This window comes from Variovorax palleresanus, from assembly GCF_051144945.1.
Lineage (GTDB): Bacteria > Pseudomonadota > Gammaproteobacteria > Burkholderiales > Burkholderiaceae_C > Variovorax > Variovorax paradoxus_S.
The window spans coordinates 735018-749659 of record NZ_JBJNVP010000002.1 but is presented as its reverse complement, the minus strand read 5'-3'; the positions used below and the strand labels follow the sequence as shown (position 1 = coordinate 749659).

Genomic DNA, 14642 nt, shown 5'->3' with positions numbered 1-14642 from the left:
TTTCGATGCAACGTCGTCAATGGGGCGCCATGGTGGGTGCCGCCGCGCTGGTCGCGGTCGCTGGCCAGAGCTTCGCGCAGGGCTATCCCAACAAGCCGGTCGAACTGAGCGTGCCCTTTGCACCGGGCGGCACGACCGACATCGTGGCGCGCGTCATCTCCGACCCCCTGGGCAAAGCGCTGGGCCAGCCGGTGGTGGTGATCAACCGCGCGGGCGGGGGCGGCATCGTGGGTGCGGCCGAAACGGCGCGCGCCACGCCCGACGGCTACAAGCTCGGCGTGGCCACGGTCTCGAGCACGGCGGCCAACCCGGCCATCAATCCCAAGGTGCCGTACGACCCGATCAACGACTTCACGCCGATCATCAACATCGCGGCCACGCCGAACATCATTGCGGTGAACCCGAGCTTCCCGGCCAAGAACTACGCGGAGTTCGTGGCCGAGCTCAAGAAGAACCCCGGCAAGTATTCGTATGCCTCGTCGGGCACCGGCGGCATCGGCCATCTGCTGATGGAGCTCTACAAGAGCCTCACCAACACCTTCGTCACGCACATTCCCTACCGCGGCGCGGGCCCGGCGCTCAACGACGTGGTGGCGGGCCAGGTGCCGATCATGTTCGACAACATTCCGTCGGCCATGCCGTTCATCCAGAGCGGTCGCCTGGTTCCCATCGTGGTGTCCGCGCCGCAGCGCCTTGCCGCGCTGCCCAACGTGCCGACCTTCAAGGAAGTGGGGCTCGAGCCGGTCAATCGCATGGCCTACTACGGCATCCTCGGCCCCAAGGGCCTGCCGAAGGAAGTGGTCGACAAGATCAATGCCGGCGTGAAGAAATCCGTGGAAGACCCGGCCGTGAAGAAGCGCATCGAAGACACCGGTTCGCTGATCGTGGCCAACACGCCCGAGCAGTTTGCCGCGCAGATCAAGGCCGAGTACGAGGTCTACAAGCAGGTGGTGGCCAAGCAGAAGCTGAAGCTCGACTGACCGGTGTTGCTCTGAGCCAAGGCCGCCCGCACGAGGCGGCCTTTTTCTTTGGTGATTTTCTTTTTGCTATCTTGCAGGCATGACCGAGGCCGCCGCCACACAAACCCCTGAAATCGACGACTTCATCGACGCGCTCTGGCTCGAAGATGGACTGTCGAAGAACACGCTGGCCGCCTACCGGCGCGACCTGGCACTGTTCGCAGCGTGGCTGCGCAAGGAACGCAGCGGCGCGCTGCTCGATGCCGCGAAGGAGAACGACCTGCAGGCCTACATGGGTGTGCGGCTCTCCACCAAGGGCAAGGCCACCTCGGCCAACCGGCGGCTCACGGTGTTCAAGCGCTATTACCGCTGGGCGCTGCGCGAGCGGCGCATCGCGGCCGATCCGAGCCTGCGGCTCGCGCCGGCGCGGCAGATGCCGCGCGCCATCAAGACCTTGTCCGAAAAGCAGGTCGACGACCTGCTGGCCGCGCCCGACGTCGAGACGCCGCTGGGGCTGCGCGATCGCGCCATGCTCGAGCTGATGTATGCGAGCGGGCTGCGCGTGAGCGAGCTCGTTGCGCTCAAGGCCATCGACATGAGCCTGAACGACGGCGTGCTGCGCGTGCTGGGCAAGGGCAACAAGGAGCGCCTCGTGCCCTTCGGCGGCGAGGCCAGGCGCTGGATCGAGCGCTACCTGGAGGAGTCGCGGCCCGCCATCCTCGACGGTCAGCAGACGCCCGACCTGTTCGTGACCTCGCGCGGCGCGGGCATGACGCGCGTGATGTTCTGGATCATCGTGAAGAAGCAGGCCACCGCGGCCGGCATTCACGTGCCGCTGTCGCCGCACACCTTGCGCCACGCGTTCGCCACCCATTTGCTGAACCATGGCGCCGACCTGCGCGCGGTGCAACTGCTGCTGGGTCACGCCGATATTTCGACCACCACCATCTACACCCACGTGGCGCGCGAGCGGCTCAAGCAACTGCACGCCAAGCACCACCCGCGCGGCTGAAGACGCCGCGGCCTTCCACTCCATCCACCAGACTGCCATGAAATCCATGCATTTCCCATTCAAGCCGTCGTGGCTCTTCGCCGGTGCAGCGCTGTTCGCTGCCGCCGGTGCACAGGCTCAAGCCGTTCCCAAGACCATTCGCATCATCGTCGCGTACCCTGCCGGAGGTGTCAGCGACGTGGTCGCGCGTGCGCTCGGCGACAAGCTCGCCACCCAGTTGGGAACCACCGTGGTGGTGGAAAACCGGGCCGGCGCCAGCGGCGCTATCGGCATGGATGCGGTGGCCAAGGCCGCGCCGGACGGTGCCACGCTCGGCTTCTCGGCCATCAGCCCGCTGGTGCTCAGCCCGCACCTCGGCAAGCTGCCCTTCGATCCACTGAAGGACGTGGCACCGGTCGCCAGCGTGATGTATTCGCCGGTGCTGCTGATTGCCACGCCAGCCAGCAAGGCGAAAGACTTCCGCGCGCTGCTGGCCGATGCCAAGGCCCAGCCGGGGGCGGTGCGCTGGGCCACGTCCGGTCCGGCATCCCTTGGGCATATCGTGCTCGAGCAGGTGCGTTCGGCGGCGGGCGTGGACATCACGCACGTGCCGTACAAGGGCGGTGGCCAGCAGCTCAACGACGCGCTCGGCGGGCAGTTCGAAATTCTCTCCAGCAATGCGAGCCCCACGCTCACTTCGCACATCCAGTCGGGCAAGCTGCGTCCGCTGGCGGTGGGCGCGCCCGCGCGGCTCGAAAGCCTGCCGCAGGTGCCCACGCTGGGCGAGCTGGGCTACAACGCGGCCAACATCAACTCGCTGTTCGGCGTCTTTGCGCCCGCGGCGACACCGCCCGCGCTCGTTGCAAAGTACAACGCCGAGATCAACAAGGCGCTGGCCAGCCCCGAGTTGCGCGCCAAGCTCACGGCCACCGACAACGTGCCGACCGGCGGCACCCCCGCGGCCTTTGCCAGGGAGATCGCCTCGGAGTTCGAGAGCAATGGGCGCATCGTCAAGGCCGCGAACATCAAGGCCGATTGACCCTGCGACCTGGCGCGCTGAAAGTTCGAGAATGCGCACAAGCACTACAAGGAACTCCCATGGTGGCACTCACTGACGACACCGGCGCGAAGCGCGCGCTGTACCTGGAAGACCTGTCGATCGGCGATCGTTTCCAGAGCGGCGAACATGCGCTGGACGTGAAGCAGATCAAGGCCTTTGCGCTTCAGTTCGATCCGCAGCCTTTCCACATCGACGAAGAAGCCGCGAAGAACACCTTCTTCGGCGGCCTCGCGGCAAGCGGCTGGCACACGGCGGCGCTCACGATGAAGCTGCTGGTGGAAAGCGGCATCCCGCTGGCCGAGGGCATCATCGGCTCGGGCGGCGAATTGCAATGGCCCAAGCCGACGCGGCCCGGCGATGTGCTGCACGTGGTGAGCGAGGTCCTCGAGATCACGCCCTCGCGCTCCAAGCCCGGCCGCGCGATGGTGACGATGCGCTGCCGCACGCTCAACCAGCTCGGCGAGGTGGTCCAGTACTTCACGCCGAAGCTGGTGGTGCACGCCCGGCCCGCGTAGGCCTTCTGTTCAGTCCTTGCTGCCGGCCGAGAGCGCGCGCAGTTCCTCGGCGCTGAAGCCGGCGCGTCTGCGTGCTTCGAGGTTGAAGGGCGGCTTCAGGCGCGGCGCCTCGTAGCGCGCCACCAGTTCGGGGTAGGCCGCCTCGGGGTCGCGGCCCTCGCGCTCGCAGAGCCAGCGGTACCAGCGGTTGCCGATGGCCACGTGGCCCACTTCGTCGCGCAGGATGATGTCGAGGATCTCGACCGCGCGCAGTGCATCGGGCGTGTTGACGCGCTTCAGCTTGGCCTGGATCAGCGGCGTGGCGTCGAGCCCGCGCGCTTCGAGCGTGCGTGGCACCAGCGCCATGCGCGCCAGCACGTCGTCCTTCGTTTTCTCGCACATGCTCCACAGCCCGTCGTGTCCGGGGAAGTCGCCGTAGCGCCAGCCCATGTCCTGCAGGTGCGCATGCAGCAGCGTGAAGTGCTGCGCCTCTTCATCGGCCACGCGCAGCCAGTCGCGGTAGTAGGCCTCGGGCATGCCGTCGTAGCGCCAGACCGCATCGAGCGCGAGGTTGATGGCGTTGAACTCGATGTGGCAGATCGAATGGATCAACGCGGCGCGGCCTTCGGGCGTGAAGGGCGAGCGTTTTTGCACGGCGGTGGCGGCCACGCGCAGCGGCCTTTCGGGGCGGCCCGGCACGCCGATGTCATCGCCCACAGTGCGCAGGGGTTCGGTTGCTATGGAATCGGTAGCGGCTCGCGCAGCGGTGGTGCGTGTTGCCGCCACCTTTGCTTCAGGATCGGTCAGTCGCAGCGCGGCCAGCGCGCTCAATCGGGGGTGCATCCCTACAATTCTAGTTTTTGCCCCCCGGAGACTCCACGATGGCCCTCTATGAACTCGACGGCGTTGCGCCGCAACTCGGCACCGGCGCATGGGTTGCCGACAGCGCGGAAGTGATCGGCAACGTGCAGCTGGGCGAGAACGCGAGCATCTGGTTCGGTGCGGTGCTGCGCGGCGACAACGAGACGATGACCATCGGGCGCAACAGCAACGTGCAGGACATGTCCATGCTGCATTCCGACCCCGGCAGCCCGCTCACCATCGGCGAGAACGTCACCATCGGCCACCAGGTCATGCTGCATGGCTGCACCATCGGCGACAACTCGCTGATCGGCATCCAGGCCGTGGTCTTGAATAACGCGAAGATCGGCCGCAATTCGATTGTCGGTGCCGGCAGCGTCGTGACCGAGGGCAAGGAGTTTCCCGACAATTCCCTGATCTTCGGTTCGCCCGCCAAGGTGATGCGCACGATCAGCGACGAAGACGCCGCCCGTTTGCGCCACGGCTCCGACCATTACGTCAAAAACGCCGTTCGCTATGCGAAGGGCCTCAAGAAGATTGCCTGACCCCGCGCAGGCCCAACAGAAAGAAGAATCCGTTTTGAGCGAGCTGCACAAATTCCTGTTCGATGGCCTGCCGGTGCGCGGCATGATCGTGCGCCTGACAGATGCGTGGCAGGAAATCCTGGCGCGGCGCGCCTCCAACACCGCGACCGGCGCCTATGCGCCGCCCGTGGCCGAGCTGCTCGGCGAGATGACCGCCGCGGCCACGCTGATGCAGGCGAACATCAAGTTCAACGGCGCATTGATCCTGCAGATCTTCGGCGACGGCCCGGTCAAGGTGGCGGTGGCCGAGGCCAAGCCCGACCTGAGCCTGCGCGCCACCGCCAAGGTGATCGGCGACCTGCCGGCCGATGCGCGCCTGCCCGAGATGGTGAACGAGAACAACAAGGGCCGCTGCGCGATCACGCTCGACCCCAAGGACAAGCTGCCGGGCACGACGCCTTACCAGGGCGTGGTGCCGCTCTTCGACGACGAGGGCGAGAAACTCGGCAAGCTCAGCGACGTGCTGCAGCACTACATGCTGCAAAGCGAGCAGCTCGACACCACGCTGGTGCTCGCCGCCGACGACAAGGTGGCGGCCGGCCTGCTCATCCAGCGCCTGCCGGTGAAGGGCGAGGGCAACCTCGAAGGCCAGTCCGGCACCGCCGACAAGGACCACGACCAGGCCAACCAGGACCAGATCGGCCTGAACGAGGACTACAACCGCATCTCGATCCTCGCCTCGAGCCTCACGCGCGACGAGCTGCTCACGCTCGACATCGAGACCATTCTTCGCCGCCTGTTCTGGGAAGAAAAGTTGCTGCGCTTCGAACCCCAGGCGGGCTTGCTCGGACCGCATTTCGCGTGCACCTGCGGCCGCGACCGCGTGGCGCAGATGATCCGCGGGCTCGGCGTGGAAGAAGCCGAGGAGATCCTCGTCGAGCGTGGCGACATCGAGGTGGGCTGCGACTTCTGCGGCAAGCAGTACCGCTTCGACGCGGTCGATACCGCGCAGCTCTTCAAGCCGCCGGGCGACCAGGTTCCGGGCAGCTCCGTCGTCCAGTAACGGCAGCGCCCTCGGCGAAGCCGGCAGCCTCGATCAGCGCGGCACCTTGTCGTCGAAGTCGCTGAACACGATGTCGGGTGCGCTGGTGTTGTGGCGCGAAGGCAGGCTGCGTCCGAAACGCAGGTGCGTGCCGCTCAGCGTCTTCAGTTCGGACAGGGACATCACCTGCTCCGCGGCATCGGGCGACTCCTGCCACCGCACCTCGCTCACGTCGGCGTTGTCGGGCGTCACGTACATCGAGCGCAGCACGGCAAAGGGCCGGGCATTGGCCGTCGGCGACGAGAGCCGCACGTCGAGCGCGGTGCGCGTGCGGCTGATCTCGGACACCTTGGCCACGGCGCTGCCGCCCCCGACGAAACGCAGGTGAATGGCCAGGGGCTTGGGCACGATGCGGATCGACGCGATGTCGACCACCGGCCGGCTGCCCTGTTCGACCGGGCCGAGCAGGAACGAAGAGCCGTACACCCCGTCGCCGAAGCGTTCTTCCGGCAGCGGCTTGATGCGCCAGTAGCCGTCGGCCGGGTAGAGCACCAGCGCTTCGAGCGCCTTGCCTTCCTCCTTGCGGAAGATCTGCAGCATGTGAAAGCCGCGGTCCGTGCGCGCGCCCACCCGCACCGGCACCTGCTGCGGCCGCCAGAAACTCGGCAAGGTCATGCCGACGATGCGCCACTGCGCATCGTCGAGCAGCACCACGCGGCGGGGCTTGAATTTGTGGGCCGGATCGGTGGGGTGTGCCCCGCCGTCGAAGTTGCAGTTCGAGAAGTCGGGTGCGGTGGTGTCGTTGCCGATGCTGTCCAGGTAAGCCGGCTGCAGCGCCTCGATGCGCATGCGCCGGATGCCTGCGCCGTGCAGCACCAGCGAGACGTTGTCTTCCTCGGCGCAGGCCGTGGGCGTGGTGGCGTTTTCCACCGTGGCGGCGACGGGCGCTGCCGTGGCGGCGCCGGCTGCGAGCAGTGCGGCAAGCAAGAGGCTGGCGCAGCCAGCGGGGTGATGAGAGAAACGAAGCGGGAACATCAGATCTCCGAGCTGGGGGTCGAGGGATTGTCGCGGCGTCCGATCAGATCGCTGAAGAGCCGATGTTCGCATTCCGGGTCGGAGCACTTCTCGCAAGGCCATGACCAGGAGGCCGGTTTCGAATCGAAGCGGCCTCGTGCGCGGGGCCGGCCTTCGCTCCCGGCAATGGAATTGATGGCGTTCCACGCACTGGAGAGCCTTTCGCTGCCGGTGCCGTGCACCACCGCGAAAGAAAGCCTTGCGCCCGTCAGCGCCGCGCGCACCAGCGCATCGGTGGGTTCGCGCGCGTGGTCGCCGTCGCGCAATGCGTCGGCAACCCATGGAATGTCGAGCGCGGTCAGCAGGGTGATGGCATAGCGCGCCTGCGCCGCCAGCGCGTCGGCATGGAGCGAGGTGTCGCCGAACAGCTGCTCGCTGTAGACCGCGGTCATGAGGGCGGTGGTGTCGGCCACCACCACGCCCGCGGCGGCCGCGGCGTCGATGCGGCGGGTCTGCTCTTGGGCAATGGACCGCTGCTCGTCGGGGCGGGGCGTGCGGCCTTCGCGGTCGCACCATTCGCGCAGGTATTCGCCCACCATCGTGGTGGCAATGCCGCGCTCTTGCAGGCGCTGCACGAGCGCGCGGGCGAGTTCGGTCTTGCCGGTGCTCTCGGCGCCGAGCAGCGCAATGACGCATCCGACTGGCAGCATGGGAGTCATGCGCGCGCGGCCTCGGGCATGCGCGTGCGCCATGCAAGAAAGCCCGCCACGCTGAGCACCGCGAATATGGCGTAGAGACCGACCGTGAGCCACAGGCCCTTGTGGATGAACAGGCCCACGCTCACGATGTTCACCGCCAGCCACACAAGCCAGTTCTCGATGAACTTGCGCCCGAGCAGAAACTGCCCGACGAGGCTGAGCCCGGTCGAGAACCCGTCCCACCAGGGCACGTCGGTGTCTGTAAAGCGGTGCAGGAAGAGCGCGACCGCGGGCCACGCCAGTGCGCAGGCCACCAGCGAAAACGCGATGCCGCGCGGCGAAAGCCGGCTGACCTGCAATGCGCTGCCATCGGCGCGATGGCCCCGCAGCCACTGAAACCAGCCCCAGAACGCGACGATCGCGAAGAACACCTGGAGCGAGGCGTCGCCATAGATGCGCGCCTGTGCGAACACAGCCACGTAGAGCAGCGAACTGACGATCGCGAGCGGCCAGCCCCAATGGACTTCGCGCATGTTGCAGCCGACCATCGCAAGCGCCAGCACGGCGGCCACGAGTTCGAGCCAGCTGACCGGTGAGCCCCAGAGCGCGAAGGCGGGGGCCGAGAAGAACTCGGGCACAGCGGTGAAGTCTCGTTCAGTGCGTGTTCAGTGTGTCACCTGAACGAACACTTCGTTGGGCTTGACCATGCCCAATTCTTGTCGCGCGCGCTCTTCGACCATCTCGAGGCCGACCTTGAGGTCGTTGACCTCGGAGGCCAGCCGCTCGTTGGTCACCGTGGCCTTGGCATTGGCCTCTTTCTGCTCCGCCAGCTTGGTCTGCAGCTGAGACACGTCGCGCACGCTGCCGCGCCCGTTCCACAGCTGCCACTGCAGGATGACCAGCAGCAGCAACAGCACGATGGGTGGAACGAGGCGCGAGCGCATTGCCGCCGGCTTCGGGCGCTACTTCAGGTTGTAGAACGCGCCGCGGCCGGGGTAGCTGGCGATGTCGCCGAGGTCTTCTTCGATGCGCAGCAGCTGGTTGTACTTGGCGATGCGGTCGGAGCGCGAGAGCGAACCGGTCTTGATCTGGCCGGCGTTGGTGCCCACCGCGATGTCGGCGATGGTGCTGTCTTCGGTTTCGCCCGAGCGGTGCGAGATGACGGCCGTGTAGCCCGCGCGCTTGGCCATCTCGATGGCGGCGAAGGTCTCGGTCAGCGTGCCGATCTGGTTGATCTTGATCAGGATCGAGTTGGCAATGCCCTTGTCGATGCCTTCCTGCAGGATCTTGGTGTTGGTGACGAACAGGTCGTCGCCCACCAGCTGAACGCGCTTGCCGAGGCGGTCGGTGAGCAGCTTCCAGCCGTCCCAGTCGCCTTCGTGCATGCCGTCTTCGATGCTGATGATCGGGTACTTGTCGACCCAGGTGGCCAGCATGTCGGCCCAGTTGCCGGCCGACAGCGTGAGGTTCTCGCCGGAGAGCACGTAGTTGCCGTCCTTGTAGAACTCGCTGGCGGCGCAATCGAGGCCGAGCGCAATCTGCTCGCCCGCCACGTAGCCGGCCTTGTCGATGGCTTCGAGAATCAGCTGGATGGCTGCTTCATGGCTCTCGACGCTGGGCGCGAAACCGCCTTCGTCGCCGACCGCCGTGCTGATGCCGCGGTCGCCCAGGATCTTCTTGAGCGCGTGGAACACCTCGGCGCCGTAGCGCACGGCCTCGCGGAAGCTCGGCGCACCCACGGGGATGATCATGAACTCTTGCAGGTCGAGGCTGTTGTTGGCGTGCGCGCCGCCGTTGATGACGTTCATCATCGGCACCGGCAGCTGCATGCCGCCCATGCCGCCGAAGTAGCGGTACAGCGGCAGGCCCGACTCTTCGGCCGCAGCGCGTGCCACGGCCATCGAGACGGCGAGGGTGGCGTTGGCGCCCAGGCGGCCCTTGTTGTCGGTGCCGTCCAGGTCGATCATCGTGCGGTCGAGGAAGGCCTGTTCGCTCGCGTCCAGGCCGAGCACGGATTCCGAGATCTCGGTGTTGATGTTTTCCACGGCCTTGAGCACGCCCTTGCCGAGATAGCGTTTCTTGTCGCCGTCGCGCAGCTCGATGGCTTCGCGCGAACCGGTCGATGCGCCCGAGGGCACGGCCGCGCGGCCCATGGTGCCCGATTCGAGCAGCACGTCGCACTCGACTGTGGGATTGCCGCGGCTGTCGAGGATTTCGCGGCCGACGATGTCAACGATTGCACTCATGCGTTTCTCTTTCTCTTTTCAGTCTCGAACTCAAATAATCAAATGCCTTCGACCGCGATCATGCGCATGACGGCGGCACCGGCGCGCGCTTCGCGCGCCTTAAGGTATTCGGGCGATTCGTAGAAGGCCTTGGCCTTCTCGAAGCTGGGAAATTTCAGGATGACGATGCGCGAAGGCGACCAGTCGCCCTCGAGCACTTCGACCTGGCCGCCGCGCACGCACACTTCGGCGCCATGCGCCTGCATGGCCGCGCTCGACCACTTCTTGTATTCCTCGTACTGCGCCGGGTTGGTGACCTCGACGTGGGCGATGACATAACCACTGCTCATGATTGGAAGACGTCCTCCAGGAATGCGTTTTTCTTGGTGACCCGGTCGAGCGCCACGAGCGTTTCGAGCAGGGCCTTCATGTGCTTGAGCGGCACGGCATTGGGGCCGTCGCTCAGCGCCTTGGCAGGGTCGGGGTGCGTTTCCATGAAGAGTCCGGCCACGCCCACGGCCACGGCCGCGCGCGACAGCACCGGCACCATTTCGCGCTGGCCGCCCGAGCTCGTGCCCTGGCCGCCCGGCAGCTGCACCGAGTGGGTGGCGTCGAACACGACCGGTGCGCCAGTCTCGCGCATGATGGCGAGCGAACGCATGTCCGACACCAGGTTGTTGTAACCAAAGCTCGCGCCGCGTTCGCAGGCCATGAAGCTGTCTTCGGGCAGACCCGCTTCCTTGGCAGCCGCGCGCGCCTTGTCGATCACGTTCTTCATGTCGTGCGGCGCGAGGAACTGGCCCTTCTTGATGTTGACCGGCTTGCCCGACTGCGCCACCGCGCGGATGAAGTCGGTCTGGCGGCACAGGAAGGCGGGGGTCTGCAGCACGTCGACCACCTTGGCGGCCTCGGTGATGTCGTCTTCGGTGTGCACGTCGGTCAGCACGGGCAGGCCCAGCTCGCGCTTCACCTTGGCCAGGATCTCGAGGCCCTTCTCGCGGCCCGGGCCGCGAAAGCTGGTGCCCGACGACCGGTTGGCCTTGTCGAAGCTGCTCTTGAAGATGAACGGAATGCCGAGCGAGGAAGTGATTTCCTTCAGCGTGCCGGCCGTGTCCATCTGCAATTGCTCGGACTCGACCACGCAGGGTCCGGCAATCAGGAAGAAGGGCTGGTCGAGCCCGATGTCGAATCCGCAAAGTTTCATAGGGATGTCTCCGTGCTGCGCACTTCGTCATTCGCCTTGGGAGCGGCCCGGCGGCTCATGCGACTGCCTTCAGGTTCTTTGCACCGCCCGCGCTGCGGGCCTTGTGCTCGAGCGCCGCCTTGATGAAGGCATTGAAGAGCGGATGCCCGCTCCACGGCGTCGATTTGAATTCGGGGTGGAACTGCACGCCCATGTACCAGGGGTGCACGTCCTGCGGCAGTTCGACGATTTCGGTCAGGTGTTCGCGCTGCGTCAGCGCGGAAATCACGAGGCCTGCGGCGCGCAACTCGTCGAGGTAGTTCACGTTGGCTTCGTAGCGGTGGCGATGGCGTTCGGTCACCACGTCGCCGTAGATGCTGTGGGCCAGCGTGCCGGCCGTAACGTCGGAGCTCTGCGCGCCCAGGCGCATCGTGCCGCCGAGGTCGGACTTCTCGTTGCGTGTCTTGACGGTGCCGTCGGCGTCCTTCCACTCGGTGATCAGCGCGATCACGGGGCAGGGCGTCTCGGGGTCGAACTCGGTGCTGTTGGCGTTCTTGAGGCCCGCCACGTGGCGCGCGTATTCGATGGTGGCCACCTGCATGCCAAGGCAGATGCCGAGGTAGGGCACCTTGCCTTCGCGTGCAAAGCGGGCAGCCGAGATCTTGCCCTCGACACCGCGCTGGCCGAAGCCGCCAGGCACCAGGATCGCGTCGTACTTGGCAAGCCGCGAGACGTCTTGCGCCGAAATGGTTTCGGAATCGATGTAGTCGATCTTCACGCGGGCATGGTTCTTCATGCCAGCGTGGCGCAGTGCTTCGTTCAGCGACTTGTAGCTGTCGGACAGGTCGACGTACTTGCCGACCATGGCAATGCTCACTTCCTGCTGCGGATGCTCGACCTCGTACACCAGCTCGTCCCAGCGCTGCAGCTTGGCCGGCGGCGTGTTGATGCGCAGCTTGTCGCAGATGAGGCCGTCCAGGCCCTGCTCGTGCAGCATGCGCGGCACCTTGTAGATGGTGTCGACGTCCCACATGGAGATCACGCCCCATTCGGGCACGTTCGAGAACAGCGAGATCTTGGCGCGTTCGTCGTCGGGAATCGGACGGTCGGCGCGGCACAGCAGCGCATCGGCCTGGATGCCGATGGCACGCAGTTCCTTGGCGGTGTGCTGGGTGGGCTTGGTCTTGAGCTCGCCGGCGGCGGCGATCCAGGGCACGTAGCTCAGGTGCACGAAGGCCGAGTTGTTCGGGCCCATGCGCAGGCTCATCTGGCGCACGGCTTCGAGGAACGGGAGCGATTCGATGTCGCCCACCGTGCCGCCGATTTCGACGATGGCCACGTCCACTTCATGCGCGGTGCCCAGGCCGGCGCCGCGCTTGATGTATTCCTGGATCTCGTTGGTGATGTGCGGGATCACCTGCACCGTCTTGCCGAGATAGTCGCCGCGGCGCTCTTTTTCGAGCACGGTCTTGTAGATCTGGCCGGTGGTGAAGTTGTTGGCCTTGCGCATCCGCGTGGTGATGAAGCGCTCGTAGTGGCCGAGGTCGAGGTCGGTCTCGGCACCGTCGTCGGTGACGAACACCTCGCCATGCTGGAACGGCGACATCGTGCCGGGATCGACATTGATGTACGGATCCAGCTTGATGAGGGTGACTTTGAGGCCGCGCGATTCGAGGATCGCAGCGAGAGAGGCGGAGGCGATTCCCTTGCCAAGGGAAGATACGACACCACCGGTGACGAAGACAAATTTGGTCATGCCAGTTCCGGACGCGAGGACCGGGCAGTGGGAAATGCTGATTATAGGTGTGCCCATTGCGACACCTTCCGCCAAGGACATCTTTCGAAGGGGCCGCTGCGCACGGCCGCCCGAAGTGCGGGCGGGCTGGGGGTGAGCAACAATACGCCCCATGCAAGATCTCGCCGGCAAACACATCGTCCTGGGCCTCACTGGCGGTATCGCCTGCTACAAGTCGGCCGAGTTGTGCCGCCTGTTCGTCAAGGCGGGCGCCACCGTCCAGGTCGTGATGACCGAGGCGGCCGAGCAGTTCATCACGCCGGTCACGATGCAGGCGCTTTCGGGGCGCACGGTCTACACCTCGCAGTGGGACACGCGCGAGCCCAACAACATGCCGCACATCAACCTGAGCCGCGAGGCCGATGCCATCGTGCTCGCGCCCTGCAGCGCCGACTTCATCGCGCGGCTGGTGCAGGGAAGAACCGACGACCTGCTGAGCCTGATGTGCCTGGCCCGTCCGATGGACCGCGTGCCGCTCTTGATTGCGCCGGCCATGAACCGCGAGATGTGGGCGCATCCCGCCACCCAGCGCAACCTGATGCAGGTGGCGGCCGACGGTGCCACGGTGCTGGGCGTGGGCAACGGCTGGCAGGCCTGCGGCGAGACCGGCGACGGACGCATGCTCGAGCCGCCGCAGCTGCTCGAGGACGTCACGGCCTTCTTTGCGCCGAAACTGCTTGCGGGCCAGAAAGTGCTGGTGACCGCGGGCCCCACGTTCGAGCCGCTCGACCCCATCCGCGGCATTACCAACCATTCATCCGGCAAGATGGGTTTTTCGATTGCGCGCGCTGCCCGCGAGGCCGGCGCCGAAGTGACGCTGGTGGCCGGCCCGGTGCACCTGCCCACCCCGCGCGGGGTCAACCGCATCGACGTGCTTTCGGCCGAGGACATGCTCGAAGCAACCCTGCGTGCATCGCAGTCTGCTAGCATTTTTATAGCGACGGCAGCCGTGGCCGACTGGCGCCCCGCGACGCACAGCGAGCAAAAGATCAAGAAGGACGGCAGTGGCAAGACGCCGGTGCTGAATTTCGTCGAGAACCCCGACATCTTGCTTGCCGTCGCCAAGAGCGAGCGCGCCCAGTCGCGCAAGCTGTTCTGCGTGGGCTTCGCGGCCGAGAGCGAGAACCTGGTGGAGCACGCCAAGGCCAAGCGCGAGCGCAAGGGAATTCCGCTCCTGGTCGGAAACATCGGCCCGCTGACTTTCGGGCAGGACGACAATGCGCTGCTCCTCGTGGACGCAAAGCGCACGCGCGAGCTGCCGCGCGCGCCCAAGCTCACCCTGGCGCGCGAACTCATGACCGAGATCGCCGCACGACTGCCTGACTGGAGGGTCTGATGAATCCCCAATGGAACACACCGCCCAATGGCGATTTCGCCAGCTACGTGGAGCGGCTGTCCGCTCAGGCTGCATTGCCCAAGCGGGCAGCGCACGAAGGCGATCACGGGCTCGACGTGGGCATGACGCCTGCGCCGGGTGCACCGGGCGCGCAGGGCGCCGCGGCGGCTGCGGCACAGCGGCGCGAATCCTCGAACGGCGATACCTCGGCGCCAGGCTTCGGGGCGTTCCCGCCTGCGGCGCTCAAGATCATCGGCGTGGTGGGCGCGCTGGTCCTCCTGGCGCTGTGGTCGGCCGGCGTGCCCGTGGTCGTGCTGGTGGTCTTGTTCGGTGCGGCCCTCTGGCTCGCCAGCAAGTTCAAGGGCCTGAAGCTTTCACCCGGTGTCGCCAAGTGGCAGCAGGTGCTCGAGGAAGCCGCCCGCAAGCAAAAAGAACAGCAACACAAGCAAGGCAAGTAGAA

Annotated in this window: 17 protein-coding genes; 8 read left to right on the top strand and 9 right to left on the bottom strand. The window is 66.1% G+C overall.

Annotated elements, in window-relative coordinates; translation table 11 throughout:
- Nucleotides 1-5 precede the first annotated feature (5 nt).
- The 4 genes from ACJ7Z0_RS07265 (at nt 6) to ACJ7Z0_RS07250 (ending at nt 3525) form a co-directional block, all read left to right on the top strand.
- Nucleotides 6-980, top strand: coding sequence for a tripartite tricarboxylate transporter substrate binding protein BugE (locus ACJ7Z0_RS07265; protein WP_431129983.1), 975 nt, complete (start codon nt 6-8; stop codon nt 978-980).
- 79 nt (nt 981-1059) lie between these two features.
- On the top strand, nt 1060-1971 hold the full coding sequence (gene xerD / locus ACJ7Z0_RS07260; protein WP_434789289.1) for a site-specific tyrosine recombinase XerD: 912 nt from the start codon (nt 1060-1062) through the stop codon (nt 1969-1971).
- Between the two features lie 37 nt (nt 1972-2008).
- The gene (locus ACJ7Z0_RS07255; RefSeq protein WP_434789288.1) at nt 2009-2989 is read left to right on the top strand and encodes a Bug family tripartite tricarboxylate transporter substrate binding protein; all 981 of its coding nucleotides are present in this window, start codon (nt 2009-2011) and stop codon (nt 2987-2989) included.
- A 59-nt stretch (nt 2990-3048) separates the two neighbouring features.
- Nucleotides 3049-3525 (top strand): MaoC family dehydratase, encoded by a 477-nt coding sequence (locus ACJ7Z0_RS07250; RefSeq protein ID WP_434789287.1) that lies wholly within the window; start codon nt 3049-3051, stop codon nt 3523-3525.
- Nucleotides 3526-3534: 9 nt separating this feature from the next.
- Here ACJ7Z0_RS07250 and ACJ7Z0_RS07245 read toward each other — a convergent pair whose 3' ends face one another.
- Nucleotides 3535-4347 (bottom strand): ferritin-like domain-containing protein, encoded by an 813-nt coding sequence (locus tag ACJ7Z0_RS07245; protein ID WP_434789286.1) that lies wholly within the window; start codon nt 4345-4347, stop codon nt 3535-3537.
- Nucleotides 4348-4385: 38 nt separating this feature from the next.
- On the opposite strand from ACJ7Z0_RS07245, the gene ACJ7Z0_RS07240 reads away from it, so the two are divergent.
- The gene (locus tag ACJ7Z0_RS07240; protein ID WP_431129998.1) at nt 4386-4910 is read left to right on the top strand and encodes a gamma carbonic anhydrase family protein; all 525 of its coding nucleotides are present in this window, start codon (nt 4386-4388) and stop codon (nt 4908-4910) included.
- A 34-nt stretch (nt 4911-4944) separates the two neighbouring features.
- Nucleotides 4945-5952, top strand: a complete 1008-nt coding sequence (gene hslO, locus ACJ7Z0_RS07235; RefSeq protein WP_431130001.1) for an Hsp33 family molecular chaperone HslO — start codon at nt 4945-4947, stop codon at nt 5950-5952.
- Nucleotides 5953-5985: 33 nt separating this feature from the next.
- Here the strand turns inward: hslO and ACJ7Z0_RS07230 are convergent, their stop codons facing one another.
- The 8 genes from ACJ7Z0_RS07230 to pyrG are packed head-to-tail and all read right to left on the bottom strand — an operon-like array spanning nt 5986 to nt 12807.
- Nucleotides 5986-6966, bottom strand: a complete 981-nt coding sequence (locus ACJ7Z0_RS07230) for a hypothetical protein (RefSeq protein ID WP_434789285.1) — start codon at nt 6964-6966, stop codon at nt 5986-5988.
- The gene (locus tag ACJ7Z0_RS07225; RefSeq protein ID WP_434789284.1) at nt 6966-7664 is read right to left on the bottom strand and encodes an AAA family ATPase; all 699 of its coding nucleotides are present in this window, start codon (nt 7662-7664) and stop codon (nt 6966-6968) included. Before ACJ7Z0_RS07225 ends, ACJ7Z0_RS07230 begins: the two co-directional genes overlap by 1 nt.
- A complete protein-coding gene (pnuC, locus tag ACJ7Z0_RS07220; RefSeq protein WP_434789283.1) occupies nt 7661-8281 on the bottom strand; it encodes a nicotinamide riboside transporter PnuC in 621 nt (206 codons plus the stop codon). Before pnuC ends, ACJ7Z0_RS07225 begins: the two co-directional genes overlap by 4 nt.
- Nucleotides 8282-8308: 27 nt before the next feature.
- Nucleotides 8309-8587 (bottom strand): cell division protein FtsB, encoded by a 279-nt coding sequence (gene ftsB / locus ACJ7Z0_RS07215; protein WP_431130013.1) that lies wholly within the window; start codon nt 8585-8587, stop codon nt 8309-8311.
- A gap of 18 nt (nt 8588-8605) precedes the next feature.
- Nucleotides 8606-9889 (bottom strand): phosphopyruvate hydratase, encoded by a 1284-nt coding sequence (gene eno / locus ACJ7Z0_RS07210; protein ID WP_055805298.1) that lies wholly within the window; start codon nt 9887-9889, stop codon nt 8606-8608.
- Between the two features lie 38 nt (nt 9890-9927).
- Entirely contained in the window at nt 9928-10218 is a 291-nt protein-coding gene (locus tag ACJ7Z0_RS07205) for a DUF1330 domain-containing protein (RefSeq protein ID WP_434789282.1), read from the bottom strand.
- Nucleotides 10215-11072 (bottom strand): 3-deoxy-8-phosphooctulonate synthase, encoded by an 858-nt coding sequence (gene kdsA / locus ACJ7Z0_RS07200; RefSeq protein WP_055805303.1) that lies wholly within the window; start codon nt 11070-11072, stop codon nt 10215-10217. Before kdsA ends, ACJ7Z0_RS07205 begins: the two co-directional genes overlap by 4 nt.
- A gap of 55 nt (nt 11073-11127) precedes the next feature.
- Nucleotides 11128-12807 carry a CTP synthase gene (gene pyrG / locus ACJ7Z0_RS07195; RefSeq protein WP_431130023.1) on the bottom strand — a complete coding sequence of 560 codons (1680 nt, stop codon included), beginning with the start codon at nt 12805-12807 and terminating at the stop codon, nt 11128-11130.
- Nucleotides 12808-12958: 151 nt separating this feature from the next.
- Here pyrG and coaBC point away from each other — a divergent pair, with 151 nt between their 5' ends.
- On the top strand, nt 12959-14182 hold the full coding sequence (gene coaBC, locus ACJ7Z0_RS07190; protein WP_434789281.1) for a bifunctional phosphopantothenoylcysteine decarboxylase/phosphopantothenate--cysteine ligase CoaBC: 1224 nt from the start codon (nt 12959-12961) through the stop codon (nt 14180-14182).
- Complete coding sequence (locus ACJ7Z0_RS07185; protein ID WP_431130029.1) at nt 14182-14640, top strand: hypothetical protein; 459 nt, start codon at nt 14182-14184, stop codon at nt 14638-14640. Before coaBC ends, ACJ7Z0_RS07185 begins: the two co-directional genes overlap by 1 nt.
- The last annotated feature ends 2 nt before the right edge of the window (nt 14641-14642 follow it).

Bases quoted from the DNA above. Each gene is read 5' to 3' on its own strand.
- ACJ7Z0_RS07265 (WP_431129983.1), top strand. From the start codon at position 6: ATGCAACGTCGTCAATGGGGCGCCATGGTGGGTGCCGCCGCGCTGGTC.
- xerD (WP_434789289.1), top strand. From the start codon at position 1,060: ATGACCGAGGCCGCCGCCACACAAACCCCTGAAATCGACGACTTCATC.
- ACJ7Z0_RS07255 (WP_434789288.1), top strand. From the start codon at position 2,009: ATGAAATCCATGCATTTCCCATTCAAGCCGTCGTGGCTCTTCGCCGGT.
- ACJ7Z0_RS07250 (WP_434789287.1), top strand. From the start codon at position 3,049: ATGGTGGCACTCACTGACGACACCGGCGCGAAGCGCGCGCTGTACCTG.
- ACJ7Z0_RS07245 (WP_434789286.1), bottom strand. From the start codon at position 4,347: ATGCACCCCCGATTGAGCGCGCTGGCCGCGCTGCGACTGACCGATCCT.
- ACJ7Z0_RS07240 (WP_431129998.1), top strand. From the start codon at position 4,386: ATGGCCCTCTATGAACTCGACGGCGTTGCGCCGCAACTCGGCACCGGC.
- ACJ7Z0_RS07230 (WP_434789285.1), bottom strand. From the start codon at position 6,966: ATGTTCCCGCTTCGTTTCTCTCATCACCCCGCTGGCTGCGCCAGCCTC.
- ACJ7Z0_RS07225 (WP_434789284.1), bottom strand. From the start codon at position 7,664: ATGACTCCCATGCTGCCAGTCGGATGCGTCATTGCGCTGCTCGGCGCC.
- ftsB (WP_431130013.1), bottom strand. From the start codon at position 8,587: ATGCGCTCGCGCCTCGTTCCACCCATCGTGCTGTTGCTGCTGCTGGTC.
- eno (WP_055805298.1), bottom strand. From the start codon at position 9,889: ATGAGTGCAATCGTTGACATCGTCGGCCGCGAAATCCTCGACAGCCGC.
- ACJ7Z0_RS07205 (WP_434789282.1), bottom strand. From the start codon at position 10,218: ATGAGCAGTGGTTATGTCATCGCCCACGTCGAGGTCACCAACCCGGCG.
- kdsA (WP_055805303.1), bottom strand. From the start codon at position 11,072: ATGAAACTTTGCGGATTCGACATCGGGCTCGACCAGCCCTTCTTCCTG.
- pyrG (WP_431130023.1), bottom strand. From the start codon at position 12,807: ATGACCAAATTTGTCTTCGTCACCGGTGGTGTCGTATCTTCCCTTGGC.
- coaBC (WP_434789281.1), top strand. From the start codon at position 12,959: ATGCAAGATCTCGCCGGCAAACACATCGTCCTGGGCCTCACTGGCGGT.
- ACJ7Z0_RS07185 (WP_431130029.1), top strand. From the start codon at position 14,182: ATGAATCCCCAATGGAACACACCGCCCAATGGCGATTTCGCCAGCTAC.